The sequence below is a fragment of the Xenorhabdus sp. BG5 genome (assembly GCF_015163665.1).
GTDB lineage: Bacteria > Pseudomonadota > Gammaproteobacteria > Enterobacterales > Enterobacteriaceae > Xenorhabdus.
In genome coordinates, this window is the sequence record NZ_JADEUG010000001.1 from 221,203 (window position 1) to 238,216 (window position 17,014).

A 17,014-nucleotide genomic window follows, 5' to 3' on the forward strand; every position below is an offset into this window, starting at 1 on the left:
GCTTTTGAATACTCTTTGGGATGTAGGTTCTAACTTATAATTAAAACATGCACATTGATTTACAAGAAGGCATGACACTGTGTATTTCTGCAACCTCTTAATCAATTTCCAGCTAGAATTTATAATAGCTACAGATGGCAATGTAAATAAATTGTACAAATTTGCAACCTTTAAAATAGATACCCTATTAAAAATAAGTATTATTTTAAAAAACAAACCATACAATTTAAAATCAATAAAATCTTTAAAGGTAAATATCACCCTTTAAAATAAACAATAAATTAAAAGGCAAACATCCTTATCAAAAATAAAGGTTAATTTAAAATATTAAATACAATCATTAAAAAATGGCATTCCTTTTAAAAAGAAAATATATTGAATTTTTTTGCAATATAAAAGATATACCAATCCAACTTTAAGATGCGTGTTATATTTCCCCGCTGTGCGGAGAAATATAAGGCCTCGCCTTGCCTTGCGGATTGCAACTTGAAGTTTATTGAGTATACATCCAGCTCCTGGTAATTAACCCGAGCTGGTATGTCAGGATGGTTATTATTCGTCTTCCTTGCTCAAGCCAAAATGCCGGTAAGCATGATGGGTTGCAATTCTTCCGCGTGGCGTTCGTTGGATAAATCCTTGTTGGATCAAGAAAGGCTCTAGTACATCTTCAATCGTTTCTCGTTCTTCACCAATCGCCGCTGCCAGATTATCCAACCCAACGGGACCACCCATAAATTTATCAATAATGGCAATCAACAACTTACGATCAAGGTAATCAAATCCGGCCGAATCTACATTCAGCATATCCAGAGCCTGGGATGCAATATGATTATCAACTGTGCCATTACCTTTCACCTGGGCAAAATCACGTACACGACGTAATAATCGATTCGTAATACGGGGAGTGCCACGAGAACGCATCGCGATTTGTCTTGCACCTTCATCTGAAATGTCTAATCCCATATAACGTGCACTACGGGAAACGATGCTCTGCAAATCATCGACGTTGTAAAATTCAAGGCGCTGTACGATACCAAATCGATCACGTAATGGTGAAGTTAAAGAACCTGCACGAGTGGTCGCACCAATCAAAGTAAATGGAGGAAGATCAATCTTGATGGAGCGGGCGGCTGGCCCTTCGCCAATCATGATATCCAGTTGATAATCTTCCATTGCCGGATAAAGGATCTCTTCCACAACCGGTGATAAACGGTGGATTTCATCAATAAACAAGACATCGTGTGGTTCCAGATTAGTGAGCATAGCGGCAAGATCCCCTGCCTTCTCCAATACCGGCCCAGATGTAGTACGAAGATTAACCCCCATTTCATTTGCCACAATACTTGCCAGCGTGGTCTTACCTAATCCAGGGGGGCCAAAAATCAATAAGTGATCCAGTGCATCACCACGTTGACGTGCCGCCTGGATAAAAATTTCCATCTGTTCACAAACATGGGGTTGCCCAACATATTCAGACAGAAATTTCGGCCGAATAGCACGATCAATGGCTTCATCATCTTGCAGAACGCCTGCTGAAACTAGACGGTCAGCTTCAATCATCACTTAACTCCTGTGATTACAGAGCCGCACGAAGTGCTTCTCGAATAAGGGTTTCACAATCTGAACCTGGTTTAGCGACTTTACTCACCATCCGGCTGGCTTCCTGTGGTTTATATCCCAAAGAAACCAGTGCCGCTGCGGCTTCTGCTTCAATATCGGCAGCGGAATTCGCTTGTTTGCTGACAGCTGGCAAATTAACATCACTGCTTTGGTTAAATAGATCGCCATTAAGCCCTTTAAAGCGATCTTTCATCTCTACAACCAACCTTTCCGCCGTTTTTTTGCCAACACCCGGCAACTTAACCAATGAAACAATAGCTTCTTGTTCTATCGCTGTAACGAATTGCTGGGCAGACATGCCCGAAAGGATTGCCAACGCTAATTTAGGCCCAACGCCATTGACCTTAATCAGTTCACGGAACAGTGCACGCTCTTGTTTATCATTAAAACCGTATAATAATTGAGCATCTTCACGCACAACAAATTGTGTAAATAAAATCGCTTCCTGGCCAATTTCAGGCAGTTCATAAAAACAGGTCATTGGCATATGGATTTCATAACCGACACCGTGAGTTTCCAATAAAACCAACGGTGGCTGTTTTTCCAACACGGTTCCTCTCAAACGCCCTATCACTGTTTACCCCCTGAAAATAAAATAAATCGTTCCGCTAGCTTATAGCACAAAAAAAGCTGGACGTATATCCAGCATCAACTATTTCAGACGACCACGCGTTAAATTTAACCGCACATCACCTACCCGCAGTAAATTTTGACTGAGATGACAATGCGTAATAGCAATAGCCAACGCATCAGCGGCGTCAGCCTGCGGATTAGCAGACAATTTCAACATCGAACGTACCATGTGCTGAATCTGGCTCTTTTCGGCCGCTCCCGTACCGACCACCGTCTGTTTCACCTGGCGAGCTGCATATTCAAATACCGGTATGGATTGGTTAGAGGCCGCGACAATTGCCACACCTCGCGCTTGTCCCAATTTCAAGGCTGAGTCTGCATTTTTTGCCATGAAAACTTGCTCTATTGCAAAAGCATCGGGCTGGAATTGGGTGATGATTTCAGTCACTCCGGCGTAAATCTTCTGCAAACGACTGGGTAAGTCATCGACTTTTGTCCGAATACAACCGCTACCAAGATAGATAAGTTGTCGTCCTTGCTGGCGAATAACGCCATATCCCGTGACTCTGGAGCCAGGGTCAATACCAAGAATAATCGCCATATCGAATTATTCGCTTAAATTCCGCCTAAATCGGTTTGCCTGAGATATGGGATAAAAACGTTAGAGAAAGTGTCCTGATTTAAGGAACACTTTCTCTACGCTGTGAACCCTAATGCTAATTACAGCAGTGCTGCAACCTCATCAGAGATTTCACCATTATGATAAACTTCTTGCACATCGTCAGAATCTTCAAGCATATCGATCAGACGAAGTAATTTAGGCGCAGTTTCTGCATCCAGTTCCGCTTTCGTTGATGGGATCATAGAAACTTCTGCGGAATCTGCCTTGAAGCCTGCTGCATCCAGTGCATCTTTAACTTCGCCAAAAGACTCTGGAGTAGTATAGACGTCAATCGCACCATCATCATAAGTTTCAACATCGTCAGCACCCGCTTCTAATGCGGCTTCCATCACCGCATCTTCGTCCAGGCCTGGTGCGTAGGAAATAACGCCTTTCTTGGTGAACAGATAAGCAACAGAACCGTCAGTTCCTAAGTTACCACCTGTTTTGGTGAACGCATGACGAACTTCGGAAACAGTGCGGTTACGGTTATCACTCAGGCACTCAACCATCACAGCAGTACCACCAGGGCCGTAACCTTCATAAATGATGGTTTCCATGTTATCCGATTCGTCGCTGCCAACACCACGGGCAATTGCACGATTCAACGTATCACGAGTCATGTTGTTGGACAGCGCTTTATCGACGGCAGCTCGCAAACGTGGGTTGGAATCAGGATCACCACCGCCCAATCGCGCCGCCGTTACCAATTCACGGATAATTTTTGTAAAAATCTTACCGCGTTTTGCATCCTGTGCAGCTTTGCGGTGTTTCGTATTGGCCCATTTACTATGACCTGCCATGCAAATATCTCCGATAAAACGTCTTGTAGACTAAATGACAAATTCTTCAATTGCTTGCCGATTGCTCCACGACTTCGTCAATTTGGCCGCTTCTTCCGCAGCCAGCCATTGATAAGCCAGATGTTCGGTCAGCAAAATTTCTCGCTCCTCAGGTAATGCCAGAGAGAACCAATGTTCTTTATTGCGCATTACCCCAGGAGCATATCGATGTCGTAGGTGCGAAAAAATCTCATAATAAAGACAGCGTTGACAATCTTTCAGTTCAAGATTTTCATTGATAATATCAATGCCGACCTCTTCCTGTACTTCACGTAACGCCGCCTCCCACGGTTTTTCGCCCTTTTCAAGGCTACCTGTCACAGATTGCCAAAATTCAGGATCGTCCCGTCGCTGTAGCATCAGCACCCTTTTGCTGTCAACGGCATAAATCATAACCAGTACAGATTCAGGGCGCTTATAAGCCATTATGCGTTCTCTTTTTTAACGACCGAAATAGCCAGTTCTTCCAACGCGGCTGAATTCGCTGGGCTTGGTGCATCCGTCATCAAACATGCCGCTGCCGTTGTTTTCGGGAAAGCGATCACATCACGAATATTATCTGTATCAGTCAGCAACATGACGAGGCGATCTAAACCGAAAGCCAAACCAGCATGTGGCGGTGCACCGTATTTCAGGGCGTTCAGCAAGAAACCAAATTTTTCCTGCTGTTCCTGCTCATTGATTCCCAGAATGCGGAATACCACCTGCTGCATTTCATTACGATGAATACGGACAGAACCACCACCTACTTCATAGCCATTGATCACCATGTCATAAGCATTCGCGATCGCGGATTCTGGATGACTTTCCAACTCAGCCGCCGACATATCACGCGGAGAAGTAAATGGATGATGCATTGCCGTCAAACCACCTTCTCCGTTTTCTTCGAACATAGGGAAATCAATAACCCAAAGCGGTTTCCAGCTTGCCAGATCGGTAATATTCAAGTCGCGGCCCAGTTTCAGGCGCAGCGCTCCCATCGCATCAGTGACAACATTTTTCTTGTCAGCACCAAAGAACAGGATATCACCATCCTGGGCATTGGTACGGGATAACAAGCCCTCAACCACTTCCGCAGACAGGAACTTAGCTATCGGGCTTTGTACGCCTTCTAAGCCGGCAGCACGGTTATTCACTTTCATCCATGCCAAACCCTTCGCGCCATAGATGCCAACAAATTTACCGTACTCATCAATTTGCTTGCGGCTTAACTCTGCCCCGCCGGGAACGCGAATAGCCGCAACACGACCTCTTGGATTATTTGCTGGTTCGGCAAAAACAGAGAATTCCACGTCTTTAACCAGATCGGCAATATCCACCAATTCCAGAGGATTACGTAAGTCTGGCTTATCTGAACCAAAACGGCGCATGGCTTCTTCGAATGTCATCATTGGGAAGCTGCCCAAATTGACACCTTTCACATCCAGCCACAGTTCACGGATCATTTTTTCCATGATTTCACGAACTTGTTCAGCGGTCATAAACGAGGTTTCAACATCGATCTGGGTAAACTCTGGTTGACGATCTGCACGCAGGTCTTCATCACGGAAGCACTTCACAATCTGGTAATAACGGTCGAAGCCAGACATCATCAACAACTGTTTGAAAAGCTGTGGAGACTGCGGCAGCGCATAAAATTCACCTTTATGCACACGGCTTGGCACTAAATAGTCACGCGCACCTTCTGGTGTTGCCTTAGTCAGCATGGGTGTTTCAACATCAATGAAACCCGCAGTATCCATAAAACGACGCACAAAACTGGTGATCTTGGCACGGGTTTTCAGACGCTGCGACATTTCAGTGCGACGCAGATCAAGATAGCGGTATTTCAGACGCTGCTCTTCGCTGTTATTCTGATTGCTGTCCAGGGGCAATGGCTCCGAGCGGTTAAAAACCATCAGGCTTTCTGCGAAAACTTCAATTTCGCCAGTTGCCATATCTTTATTGATTTGGTTATCAGGGCGCGCACGTACAATCCCTGTAATTTGAATACAAAATTCATTACGCAGTTCAGAAGCCTGAGCAAAGACCTCTTTCTGGTCTGGGTCAAAAAATACCTGAACGATACCCTCGCGATCTCGCATATCAATAAAGATCAAGCCACCTAAATCACGGCGACGATTCACCCACCCACAAAGAGTCACTTTCTGGCTTTCATGGGCCAGGTTCAACTGCCCACAATAATTAGTACGCATACAATATCCTTTTACTCAGCTCGTTATGCTTTCTGCTGCGGAAATTTTGGCATTGTTCTTTTACGAAGAATTGCAAAAAAAGGTCACTATTATACTGGAAATTATGACCGGAGATAAGATCATAACGCCGTTCTTGACAAGACAATTTTTTGCTATCCGCGAACATTCATAGAATTTATTATTAAATACTATGATTTATAGCGACAGTTTTCTTTTTGCGGTTTATCATCATTTGGCCGTTTTTTGGTTAGGCAATTGGAGTTAAAAAATGGTTAGCTCGCTTTATATCGTACTGGGCGCACTACTGTTAATTAAGCTGTCTCTGGATGTGGTCAAATTAAGAACGCAATATCGGGTCGCCTATGGCGATGGCGGTTTTTATGAATTGCAAACCGCCATTCGGGTTCATGGTAATGCGGTTGAATACATTCCAATTTCAATGTTGTTATTGATTGTGATGGAAATGAATGGAGCACCCGTTTGGATGCTGCATATTTGTGGATTGGTATTACTGACCGGCAGAATACTACACTACTTTGGCTTGCGTCATCGAGAAATACGCTGGCGGCGTATGGGCATGGCAGCAACCTATATCTCAATGATGATCATGATCCTTAACAACATCTACTATTTACCATGGGAGCAGATCTTTTCTCTCTATACATAATCTATTCCCTCTATGAATAGTTCCCCACATCCTCTGCATATTTTACGTAATCCTGGGGCGGTGTGTTGCCGCCTGAGGGTCTATCTATTGATGATCCCCCTTTCTGCCTTTTCCTGCATTCTGTTAGAATAACCGCTTCTTATTGTTTCCAAAATCAATGCTGTTATGTCAAATCAAGAATCTCATAATCAACGGGATAGCCTGTTCTCTGCCCCCATTGCCAATTTAGGTGACTGGAGTTTCGATGAACGGGTTGCCGAAGTTTTTCCCGATATGGTAAAACGCTCAATTCCCGGTTATTCCAATATCATTTCCATGATAGGTATGCTGGCAGAACGTTTTGTCACGCCAAATAGTCAAATTTATGATCTTGGTTGTTCCCTTGGTGCAGCCACGTTATCAATCCGCCGTGCTATTAGCGCCAAAAATAATAGTGCCCATCCCCGTACAGAGGGTTGCAGTATTATTGCCGTCGATAACTCACCGGCAATGGTCGAGCGCTGCCGCCGCCACATTGACTCTTTCAAGGCCAACATCCCCGTTGAAGTCATCGAACAGGATATTCTTGATACCGACATTCAAAATGCATCAATGGTCGTTTTGAATTTCACCTTACAGTTCCTGCACCCTGATGATCGCCAGAAAATGCTGGATAAAATCTATGCGGGCTTAAAACCTGGAGGCGTTTTGGTGCTATCGGAAAAATTCAATTTCGAAGATGAGCAAATTGGCGAGTTGCTATTCAACATGCACTATGATTTCAAGCGAGCCAATGGTTACAGCGAACTGGAGATCAGCCAAAAACGCAGTATGCTGGAAAATGTCATGCGAACAGATCCTGTTGAAACTCACAAATCACGCCTCAAACAAGCCGGATTCCCGCACGTTGAAGTCTGGTTCCAATGTTTTAACTTTGGCTCCTTATTAGCAATAAAAGGCGCTGAACAATGATTGATTTCAGTAACTTTTATCAATTGATCGCCAAAAACCACTTAAGCCACTGGTTGGAATGCCTGCCTGCACAATTAAGTCATTGGCAGCAAGCCTCATTGCATGGTCAGTTCAGTTCATGGGTCAAAATTCTGGAGAATCTGCCTGACATTAATCCCACCCAACTTGATTTGAAAAATGGTGTCATTGCGAACCATGAACCAGAACTAGCAAACGGTGAAAAAGCTCGTGTTCAAAATATCCTGAAGCTATTGATGCCGTGGCGTAAAGGACCTTTTTCACTGTATGGTGTGGAGATTGATACCGAATGGCGTTCTGACTGGAAATGGGATCGCGTCCTTCCCCATATTTCCTCTTTAGACGGTAGAACGGTCCTTGATGTCGGCTGTGGCAGCGGTTACCACATGTGGCGTATGGTGGGGGAAGGTGCTCAGCTCGTTGTGGGTATTGATCCAACCCAACTTTTTCTTTGCCAATTTGAAGCCATCAGAAAATTACTGGGCAACGACCAACGCGCCCATCTTCTGCCTTTGGGCATTGAACAATTACCAGAACTAAAAGCCTTTGATACGGTGTTTTCAATGGGCGTGCTTTACCATCGCCGCTCTCCCCTCGATCATTTATGGCAACTGAAAAACCAGTTAGTTTCCGGCGGTGAATTAGTTTTGGAAAGCCTGGTTATTGAAGGTGATGAACATCAATGCCTCATTCCTGGTGAACGTTATGCACAAATGCGGAATGTCTACTTTATTCCATCGGCCAAGATGCTGAAAGTTTGGTTAGAAAAATGTGGTTTTATTGATGTCCGAATTGTTGATCATGCGGTCACAACACTGGAGGAACAACGCCAGACAGAATGGATGAAGACTGAATCGCTGATCGATTTTCTTGAGCTAAACGATCATAGTAAAACGATAGAAGGCTATCCAGCACCACTGCGGGCTGTCCTTATTGCCCGCAAACCATAATCTTTCTTTTTTATCTTTTAGGTTGCTTTTTGCTGGCTGATTACCCCAGTTGCATAGTCAACGATGCAACTGGGGATTCAGATGAAATAGAGCGTATTTTATTTTGTCCGTTGAACCAAACTAATCACGCCCTTCATCGATTCAACTAACTGCCCATCAACACAATGGTAAGCATATTCATCTACATCACTGTCGTCAGAACTCATTTTCACGCCTGCTTTCCGATATTTCATGGCAGAAGGCACTATTTTACCTGCTGAACTGTGAACTTCTGTTATCCCAATTTCCAGAAACTTACAGATATTACTCATTCTGACACCCGCCCCAGGCATAATAATCGGCCCCTGGCTGGCCTGTAACAATTCTTTTAACAAAGGTAGTCCCAACCCAGCACTTTGTTGCTGACCTGAAGTTAAAATACGCTGTACACCCAGCTCTGTCAGTTGTTCTAACGCAATATGTGGATTGAAACACATATCAAAGGCACGATGGAAAGTGACTTTCATATTCCCTGACAATGACATCAATTGCCGCATGCGAAGCCGATCGATATGACCTTCTTCATTTAACACGCCAAAAACCACGCCAGGAAATCCCATATCACGGATACGAGCGACATCATTTTTCATTACTTCGAAATCAGTATTGTTGTAACAGAAGTCGCCTCCTCTTGGCCGTACAATGGGATGTACAGGAATTGATAAATGCTGTCGTGCATGCTGCAACGCCCCGAAACTCGGTGTTACCCCTCCTTCCGACGGGCTTGCACACAATTCAATGCGATCAGCTCCTGCCTGTTGTGCAACCAAAGCACAGTTTATGCTATAACAGCAAATTTCTAGTTTTATCATTCAAAGCTCTCCCTCGGGCATATGCTCTGTTTAACACCAACCAGGGTATTGAAGGTGATCGATTAGCCTACACGTTTCACATCTCCTACTCCTACGAGAAAACTCCAGTTTGTTCAAATATTGTGCGCCACAACAAGCCTGTCGCCACACTGAGTTGCAGTACTACGATAAAGATCACAAAAAAACACGACTCATTTACGACTCACTTTTGATGATCTCTTTGAGAGAAAAAGGGTGAAATTTGATTGTAACTTCACCATTCGTCAGCGCTAACGTTGGGTTTGGTAACCTTTCATTATTTCCTTTCGGCTGACTCTCTTTTGTACGAAAAACAACAGGCAGTGGATTAGGCAGTAATTTATAGGCTTCGTGTATCAGTTGTTCTGGAGGCACAGGCAGGACAAATTCGACATGTTCCCAGCCTTCGTGGATATATTGCTTTTTACCCGGATAAGGTAATTCGACACAATCAATTTGCCAGCCAAGTAAAGTGATTGGCTGTTCTAACTCAAATAAGCAGATCGGCCGGCCATTGATCATGCTCTCAGACAATAATTGACCACATTGCAGAAAACCTTGACGCCAGCGATCAGCGATTGAAATATCATTACAACGCAGGGAAATATGATCCGCTGCATACTGCGTAAGTTCCAGGCCAAGATATTCACCAAACTGCTTTAGCTTTTGTTCAAATTGATATAAATCGGCCACCAAATCCTGCAATTCAGGAATTGTTGCAAAGCGTGTCATCTTTCCCCCAGCAAAAAATTATCGCCTGAAAGCGAGCTGAAAAACCAAAAGTCATACCACAAGCGGCGGCTGATAGTAGCATGCAGGATAATGAATATGGTATAAAACCCGTTATTTTCTCATAACTCACGCGCTTGAAAGTCTTTGCATAATTCAAATGCAAGGGCTTTTGTGCGTAATTTAAGGTAACTCGGTGAATATTCAGGCCATTCTTTCAGAAAAAATCAGCCATGCGCTGATTGCTGCTGGTGCTCCAGCCGACAGTGAAGCTCACGTTCGTCAATCTGCAAAAGCTCAGTTTGGTGACTACCAGGCAAATGGTGTCATGGCGGCAGCGAAAAAAGTGGGAATGCCACCCCGACAATTGGCAGAAAAAGTCGTCAGTTTGCTGGATCTGCAAGGAATTGCCAGCAAAGTTGAGATTGCCGGTCCTGGTTTTATCAATATCTTTCTGGATAAAACGTGGGTTGCTGCCAATATTGAAACTGCGCTGAAAGATGAAAAACTGGGCATCACGCCGGTAGCACCACAAACCATCGTTATCGACTATTCTGCGCCGAATGTGGCAAAACAAATGCACATTGGCCACATTCGCTCCACGATCATTGGCGATGCCGCAGCCCGTACAATGGAGTTTTTGGGGCACAAAGTCATTCGGGCCAATCACGTTGGTGACTGGGGTACTCAGTTCGGGATGCTGATTGCCTATCTGGAAAAAATCCAGAACGAAGATGCCTGTGATATGGCATTAGCCGATTTGGAAGCCTTCTACCGTGAAGCGAAGAAAACTTACGATGAAGATGAAGAATTTGCGGTTCGTGCCCGTAGCTACGTCGTAAAATTGCAAGGCGGTGATGAATACTGCCGTACCATGTGGCGCAAGCTGGTTGATATCACCATGTCACAGAATCAGGAAACCTATGATCGCCTGAATGTAACGTTGACAAAAAAAGATGTCATGGGTGAAAGTTTGTATAACGATATGCTGCCAGGCGTTGTTGCCGACCTAAAACAACGTGGTTTTGCCGTTGAGAGCGATGGGGCTATCGTGGTTTACCTTGATGAGTACAAGAACAAAGAAGGCGAACCAATGGGGGTCATCATCCAGAAAAAAGACGGGGGCTATCTTTATACCACCACGGATATTGCCTGTGCCAAGTACCGTCATGAAGTCCTGCATGCTGACCGCGTTCTTTACTACATCGATTCACGCCAACACCAACACCTGATGCAGGCTTGGACAATTGTACGCAAGGCAGGTTACATTCCTGAGTCGATGTTACTCGAACACCATATGTTTGGCATGATGTTGGGCAAAGATGGCAAGCCATTCAAAACCCGTGCGGGGGGAACAGTCAGGCTGTCTGATTTGTTGGATGAGGCCATCGAACGCGCAGATGCCCTGATCCGCGAGAAAAACCCAGATATGCCGGAAGACGAACTGAAAAAAGTTGTCAACGCCGTCGGTATTGGCGCGGTGAAATATGCCGATCTTTCCAAAAACCGCACTACCGACTATGTATTTGACTGGGATAACATGCTCGCCTTTGAAGGTAATACCGCACCTTATATGCAGTATGCCTATACCCGCGTAAATTCTATCTTCAAGCGTGCAGAAATTGATGAAAACAGCCTGAGCCACCCGATTCTTCTGAATGAAGAACGTGAACAAGCTTTGGCAACGCGCCTGTTGCAATTTGAAGAAACCATCACAACGGTTGCTCGTGAAGGTACTCCTCACGTGATGTGTGCTTACCTCTATGATCTGGCTGGCCTGTTCTCTGGTTTCTACGAACATTGCCCAATCCTGAGTGCGGATAGCGAAGAAGTGCGTCAGAGCCGGTTGAAATTGGCCCTGCTGACAGCGAAGACCTTGAAGCAAGGTTTGGATACCTTGGGTATCGAGACGGTAGAGCGGATGTAATTACCTGTCCCAAACTGGCATGACTCAATCATGCCAGTTTTTAATCAGGACTAAGATTAACCGTGATCGACACACATAGCATATCCTGGAGTCGTGTTATCACTAAATGAAGGGGTGTTATTTTTTAGGCTATATATAAAATCCTGTCCCTTATTTTGAGACTGACCAACACCAATAATAAATTCAGAATTACCGGCTATTCCATATTTAGAAATATCGCCAAACTCTGTTATAAGATCAATATCAGATCCAGATCCCCTATAGAGTTCATAATCTGTCATTTTTTGTGTAACACCCGTACTCGTAGTGCAATTAAAATCATTTGGAAGGGTAATTAACCCATCGGGGGATCCAAAAAAATACCTTTTTACGTTAAATTCATAGGTATATATATATTTGGCATTATTCGTTTTTTTAACCGTTGTTATCACTTTTAAGTTAGAAACAGCTGTAGATATAAAGTTAAATGAAACTATTCCCTTATCCCATCGACTATTAGTAGATGTATCACCAATCGATGTACCACCAGAATCTATTACTTTAGGGTTCGCATCATAGTTCACGCTCTTGCTATTTTCGGCAATCGGTTTTTCTGTAGAAGCATCCACTAATTCGCCCTTCAGATTCTGAAATGTATTATAAGGTTTATTCTGCTCTTTAAATATTTTTCCTTTTGGATATTTATCACTGAATACATGCAGCCCGGCTTTCAAAGTCGGTGCTTCAAAAGCAACTTGTTGATTTGCCGGACTGGATGTCGTTTTCCCCTTTCCTGCCGGGACTTCTAATTTTACACTCAGGCCGTCAGTAACTTGACCATTATTAATATCACCAATACCAACCTGACTACTTAATGTAGCTGTAATTTGACCATTTGTGACTATATTGTCATTGTCACCTTTAATTTCCCATTCAGCCTGACCGTTATAGGTTTCAGGAGCAGGGTCCAGAGTCCATTTAGCCTCTTCTACCTTATACCCATCAGGTAGCGCTGTACCGTCAGCGTTAACCACTTTCGCCGTATAGGTATAATTGCCCTTCCCTCCCATTAAGGGATGGTTAGGATCAAACGCAACATCAAGGCTGACTATTTTTAAATTTTCCGCTTCAAAATCCACGGGATCAGAGCATTGTTCTGTGTTAGGGAGTTCAGCAGAATTTTCATCAACAACGACAAGACATACGATAGCGCCTGTCACTACCGGCTTTCTCTGGCTGCTAAGCAGTTGAACTTTCAATGTGCCATCAGGTTGAACAGTCACTTCCCCTGTCTCTGATAGCCAGGTATTTTGCGGAATACTCCCCGACTGTGATTTTAACTGCCACTTAAATTTAATCTCTTGTTCTTTATAAGGTGTTTTACCATCAGCACCAACCACATGGGCAGTATAGTGATAAGCGTGTTGCGGCTCTTTATCTCCATCCGCCGGAACGGTGCCGGTTTTTTCGGTAACGGTGGGTTTCTGAATGGTTGGCCATTTGAATTCCACATCCACCGACGCCGATGTTTCAACGCCTTCGACAGAAGCCTCTACCGTCACTGTTTGCGCCTGCGTACTGGTCAATGTTGTGGTAGCACGCCCATCACCCTGAGTTGTACTGATTGATGGATTCAGTGTGACCCCTTTCTGATTGGGATTTTTTAGGGTCCAGTTAACTTTCTTATTAGGTTCAGGGTTATTACCCGTAGCATCCTTAACGTTAACGGTCAGGGTATAATTTTTACCCACCAATATTGGGCTTGGTGGTGTCGGTGTTATTGACGCCTGTTCCGATTTGAAATCTACCGGCGGCTTTGCCTTAACCGGCGGTTGTTTTCCCACCGTGAGTGAAATGACAACCCCCTGGACTGCCTTAATGCTGGTTAAGGTTGCCGTTAATTGTCCTTTGTCATCAGTTGTCTTATCTGATTGATCTAACGTGAGTTCAGGCATATTGTCGGGATGCTCTATCTTCCACGTCGCATTCGAAATGTTTTTCTTGAAAACGGGGTTTCCATCAATACCTATGATTGTCGCCCTATAGGTATATTTTTGTTGACCATCTGCCGTGACTGTCCCTGACGAGCTAACCTGAATATCTCCTTTAACCTGATAATCTTGGGTATCCTCAGTAAAGGTCACCGGAGATTGTGCAGGCACAGGCTGTTGGCCTTCAATGGACAGTGAAACCGTAACATCCTTTATTTCCACTATACTGGCTAACGTTGCCGTTAATAGCCCTGTACCACTCGTTATATCCCCACTATGATTAAAAATGAGATTTTTATTATGGCTCTCATCCTGACCATTTTGCGTAATGCTCCACTTCATATTGGCCATTTTTTGGTTCGGCACCGGATGATTCTGAGCATCAACGATGACCGCCGTATAGGTATACGTATCCTTACCGTTCGCCACCAAAGAACCTGTCCCTGGCTGCGCAACATTTACCTCTTTAATACGATATTTCGACGTATCCGGAGTAAAAGTCACCGGAGATTGTGCAGGCACAGGCTGTTGGCCTTCAATGGACAGTGAAACCGTAACGTCCTTTATTTCCACTGTACTGGCTAACGTTGCCGTTAATTGCCCCTCCCCGTTCGTCGTATCCCCACTACGATTAAAAATAAGATTCTTATTATGACTTTCATCCTGACCTTTCCGCGTAATGCTCCATTTCACATTGGCAATTTTTTGATTCTTCGCTTTATTCCCCTGACTATCAATGATGACAGCTTTATAGGTATACGTATCCTGGCCGTTCGCGATCAAAGAGCCTGTCTGCTCTACGCTCACAATACTGCTATGGATGTGATACTTCGGTGTATCCGCAATAAAAGAGACGGGTTGTTCTGCCGCCACAGGTTTATGGTTACCAATGGTGAGCGAAACCGTGACATCCTTTATTTCCTCTGTACTGGCCAGGGTCGCCGCTAATTTCCCTTCCCCGTCCGTTGTGACATCACCATTTTGTGGGTTCCAAATAAGCCCATTCTGATTCTTGTCCTTACTCCAATTCACATTGGCAATTTTTTGGTTTCTCACCGGATTGTTATCACTATCTAATACCACAGCACTATAGGTATAAGCCTGGGAACCATTGGCTCGCTGTGACGGCACTGACGGGGAAACCTTAACTGCCTCAATGTGGAAACTGGCCGGATTTTCATCAAAACTAACCTCGCCGACTAATTGTGGTGGCTGGCTATCCAATTGCAGATACACTTTGACCTCTTTATGTGGCCGGGTACTCATTAAAATCGGTTTGTGTTTGAAATGCCCATTTTCATCGAGTTCCACAGAATCTGAGGGTTCCCAGCCAATCCATTGCAACCCGGTATCCGGGCCGGTTTTAGGATCGGTTATCCACTGAACGTGGCTGATGGTGGCATTTTTTATCGGGGCACGATTGACCGTATCAAAGGTAATCACAGGGTCAAACGTATATCCGTCCTTTTTATTCCCCGTCGCCGGCAATGGTCCCGTTGGAGTAAAGTTATTGACCCCTTCCTGTTTTTTCAGAATAAAGGGCTTGACAATCACGTGCATGGCAACCGGCGCTAATTTTTGATCATCTACCAATTCAGCCAGAGCATAGATAGGATAATTGTTATTTTGGTTACCACCGGATAAATATTTTGGCAGGGTGATTTTTATGGTGTGACCGACGCGGGAAGAAAGTTTCCCGCCGTGCTGTTCAAAATCTTTGTTCGTAGTCCAATGAATCTGCTTAACAAAGGCATCAGAGGATAATTTGACGGAAATCTCGTGCTGCTCCTGACTGTATCCAACAATCGTTTCCGGTAACGACAATTGCGGAATCGGTTTTTTCTGGTGCTCAAGCACAATATGATTGTTTCTTTCTACCAAATCATAACGGCTGCCCGCTAATGCCCTCGCCACCACCACATTTTCTGGCGATAACTGCATGCTCAGGGGAACACCTAATTTATAGTTAAAATTTGCCAAAAACTGCGTTTCGCTGTGTCCACTTCCCCCTTGTTTATAATCCACCCCCAGGGTAAATAGCGGAACCGGCGTGTAAGACAGTCCCAATGTCGCCAGAACGGGGTTTTTCTGTTTTGTGTCACGATTGAATAAGGTCACGTCATCGCCAAAATATTGCTGATAAGACAGTTTGGCGCCCAGATGAGGGTAAGTGGGTAAGAAAAACTCCCCATTAATGTCATAACCATTGGCTGGACGTTCATAATAACCGGTAAAATCCCGTGAGTCTTTCCAGTTACTTAAGCGATAATAGGTGTTAGCAGAAAATTTAATATAATCTCCCCCTATTTCTCCGCCCAGCCCAAGACGCTGATTTTTACCTGTCAGATCGTAATCATAAAAGGTATTCAGACCATACATCCAGTCCTGATAAAAATAACGACCACCTAACCCCAGATTCATGGTATTGCGGCTGTCTTTATTGCGATAACCTAGTTGGGAAAAGAGCAACCAATCTGCTTTATTATCATAAATCGGCAATAACAGATCGAATGAATTGTTTTTTAGCGTTCCCTTTTTATCCAGTCCAAAATTAATTCTGACAGTACCAAACTGTGATAACCATTTTTGTGTGCCGGAAGCGACTGTGCTGTTAAATTGCCCTATCGCGTAGGATTTAGCTTGTTCTGCCAGTTCTGAAGGGGAAGATGACAGGATATTGCCTGCCATTTGGATATTTTTAGTAATCACACTGGGTGGAGGATGATTGTTTTTTTTAACGCTCTCTTTTTTTTCAGATCCCAGATGACTATCTGCAAAGGAGTTCGTGATCGTATAGGGTACCAGTAATGTGTAAAGAAAAAAGAATAAGGTAGTGCCTTTGCCAATATATGATAGCATATACAAACACCTTATAAATTTTGATATTAACTCACCTTTTTAGTTACACTTTTCCATAAAATAATTCCGTTCCATTCCTATTATGATACTAGTTGTGTATTTTATTTTTGCGTTATTAAAAACAGTTATCACGTGATAACTGTTTTTAATAACCTATACCAATCTAACTTCAAGATGCGTGTG

At 44.0% G+C, this 17,014-nt stretch carries 13 protein-coding genes; 4 read left to right on the forward strand and 9 right to left on the reverse strand.

Translation table 11 applies throughout. From position 1 onward, the window contains the following. Window positions 1-552: 552 nt before the first annotated feature. The 6 genes from ruvB to aspS form a co-directional block, all read right to left on the reverse strand. Window positions 553-1,560 (reverse strand): Holliday junction branch migration DNA helicase RuvB, encoded by a 1,008-nt coding sequence (gene ruvB, locus IQ209_RS00925; RefSeq protein WP_193848156.1) that lies wholly within the window; start codon window positions 1,558-1,560, stop codon window positions 553-555. A 16-nt stretch (window positions 1,561-1,576) separates the two neighbouring features. After that, complete coding sequence (ruvA, locus tag IQ209_RS00930) at window positions 1,577-2,194, reverse strand: Holliday junction branch migration protein RuvA (protein WP_193848158.1); 618 nt, start codon at window positions 2,192-2,194, stop codon at window positions 1,577-1,579. 78 nt (window positions 2,195-2,272) lie between these two features. Further along, the gene (gene ruvC, locus IQ209_RS00935; protein ID WP_193848160.1) at window positions 2,273-2,794 is read right to left on the reverse strand and encodes a crossover junction endodeoxyribonuclease RuvC; all 522 of its coding nucleotides are present in this window, start codon (window positions 2,792-2,794) and stop codon (window positions 2,273-2,275) included. A gap of 119 nt (window positions 2,795-2,913) precedes the next feature. Beyond that, window positions 2,914-3,657, reverse strand: coding sequence for a YebC/PmpR family DNA-binding transcriptional regulator (locus IQ209_RS00940; protein ID WP_047770018.1), 744 nt, complete (start codon window positions 3,655-3,657; stop codon window positions 2,914-2,916). A gap of 30 nt (window positions 3,658-3,687) precedes the next feature. Continuing rightward, a complete protein-coding gene (nudB, locus tag IQ209_RS00945) occupies window positions 3,688-4,122 on the reverse strand; it encodes a dihydroneopterin triphosphate diphosphatase (protein ID WP_193848161.1) in 435 nt (144 codons plus the stop codon). Continuing rightward, window positions 4,122-5,891 (reverse strand): aspartate--tRNA ligase, encoded by a 1,770-nt coding sequence (aspS, locus tag IQ209_RS00950; protein WP_193848162.1) that lies wholly within the window; start codon window positions 5,889-5,891, stop codon window positions 4,122-4,124. The genes nudB and aspS overlap by 1 nt, the downstream gene beginning before the upstream one ends. Window positions 5,892-6,159: 268 nt before the next feature. Here aspS and IQ209_RS00955 point away from each other — a divergent pair, with 268 nt between their 5' ends. The 3 genes from IQ209_RS00955 (at window position 6,160) to cmoB (ending at window position 8,477) form a co-directional block, all read left to right on the forward strand. Continuing rightward, on the forward strand, window positions 6,160-6,558 hold the full coding sequence (locus IQ209_RS00955; RefSeq protein ID WP_193848163.1) for an MAPEG family protein: 399 nt from the start codon (window positions 6,160-6,162) through the stop codon (window positions 6,556-6,558). Between the two features lie 165 nt (window positions 6,559-6,723). Continuing rightward, on the forward strand, window positions 6,724-7,509 hold the full coding sequence (gene cmoA / locus IQ209_RS00960) for a carboxy-S-adenosyl-L-methionine synthase CmoA (RefSeq protein ID WP_193848164.1): 786 nt from the start codon (window positions 6,724-6,726) through the stop codon (window positions 7,507-7,509). Next, on the forward strand, window positions 7,506-8,477 hold the full coding sequence (gene cmoB, locus IQ209_RS00965) for a tRNA 5-methoxyuridine(34)/uridine 5-oxyacetic acid(34) synthase CmoB (protein ID WP_193848165.1): 972 nt from the start codon (window positions 7,506-7,508) through the stop codon (window positions 8,475-8,477). The genes cmoA and cmoB overlap by 4 nt, the downstream gene beginning before the upstream one ends. 98 nt (window positions 8,478-8,575) lie before the next feature. On the opposite strand, the gene cutC is transcribed toward cmoB, so the two are convergent. Beyond that, complete coding sequence (gene cutC / locus IQ209_RS00970) at window positions 8,576-9,328, reverse strand: copper homeostasis protein CutC (RefSeq protein ID WP_193848166.1); 753 nt, start codon at window positions 9,326-9,328, stop codon at window positions 8,576-8,578. A 195-nt stretch (window positions 9,329-9,523) separates the two neighbouring features. Then, window positions 9,524-10,078 carry a VOC family protein gene (locus IQ209_RS00975; RefSeq protein WP_193848167.1) on the reverse strand — a complete coding sequence of 185 codons (555 nt, stop codon included), beginning with the start codon at window positions 10,076-10,078 and terminating at the stop codon, window positions 9,524-9,526. 193 nt (window positions 10,079-10,271) lie between these two features. On the opposite strand from IQ209_RS00975, the gene argS reads away from it, so the two are divergent. Next, a complete protein-coding gene (gene argS / locus IQ209_RS00980; RefSeq protein ID WP_193848168.1) occupies window positions 10,272-12,002 on the forward strand; it encodes an arginine--tRNA ligase in 1,731 nt (576 codons plus the stop codon). A 56-nt stretch (window positions 12,003-12,058) separates the two neighbouring features. On the opposite strand, the gene IQ209_RS00985 is transcribed toward argS, so the two are convergent. Next, window positions 12,059-16,831, reverse strand: a complete 4,773-nt coding sequence (locus IQ209_RS00985) for an inverse autotransporter beta domain-containing protein (RefSeq protein ID WP_193848169.1) — start codon at window positions 16,829-16,831, stop codon at window positions 12,059-12,061. Between the last annotated feature and the right edge of the window lie 183 nt (window positions 16,832-17,014).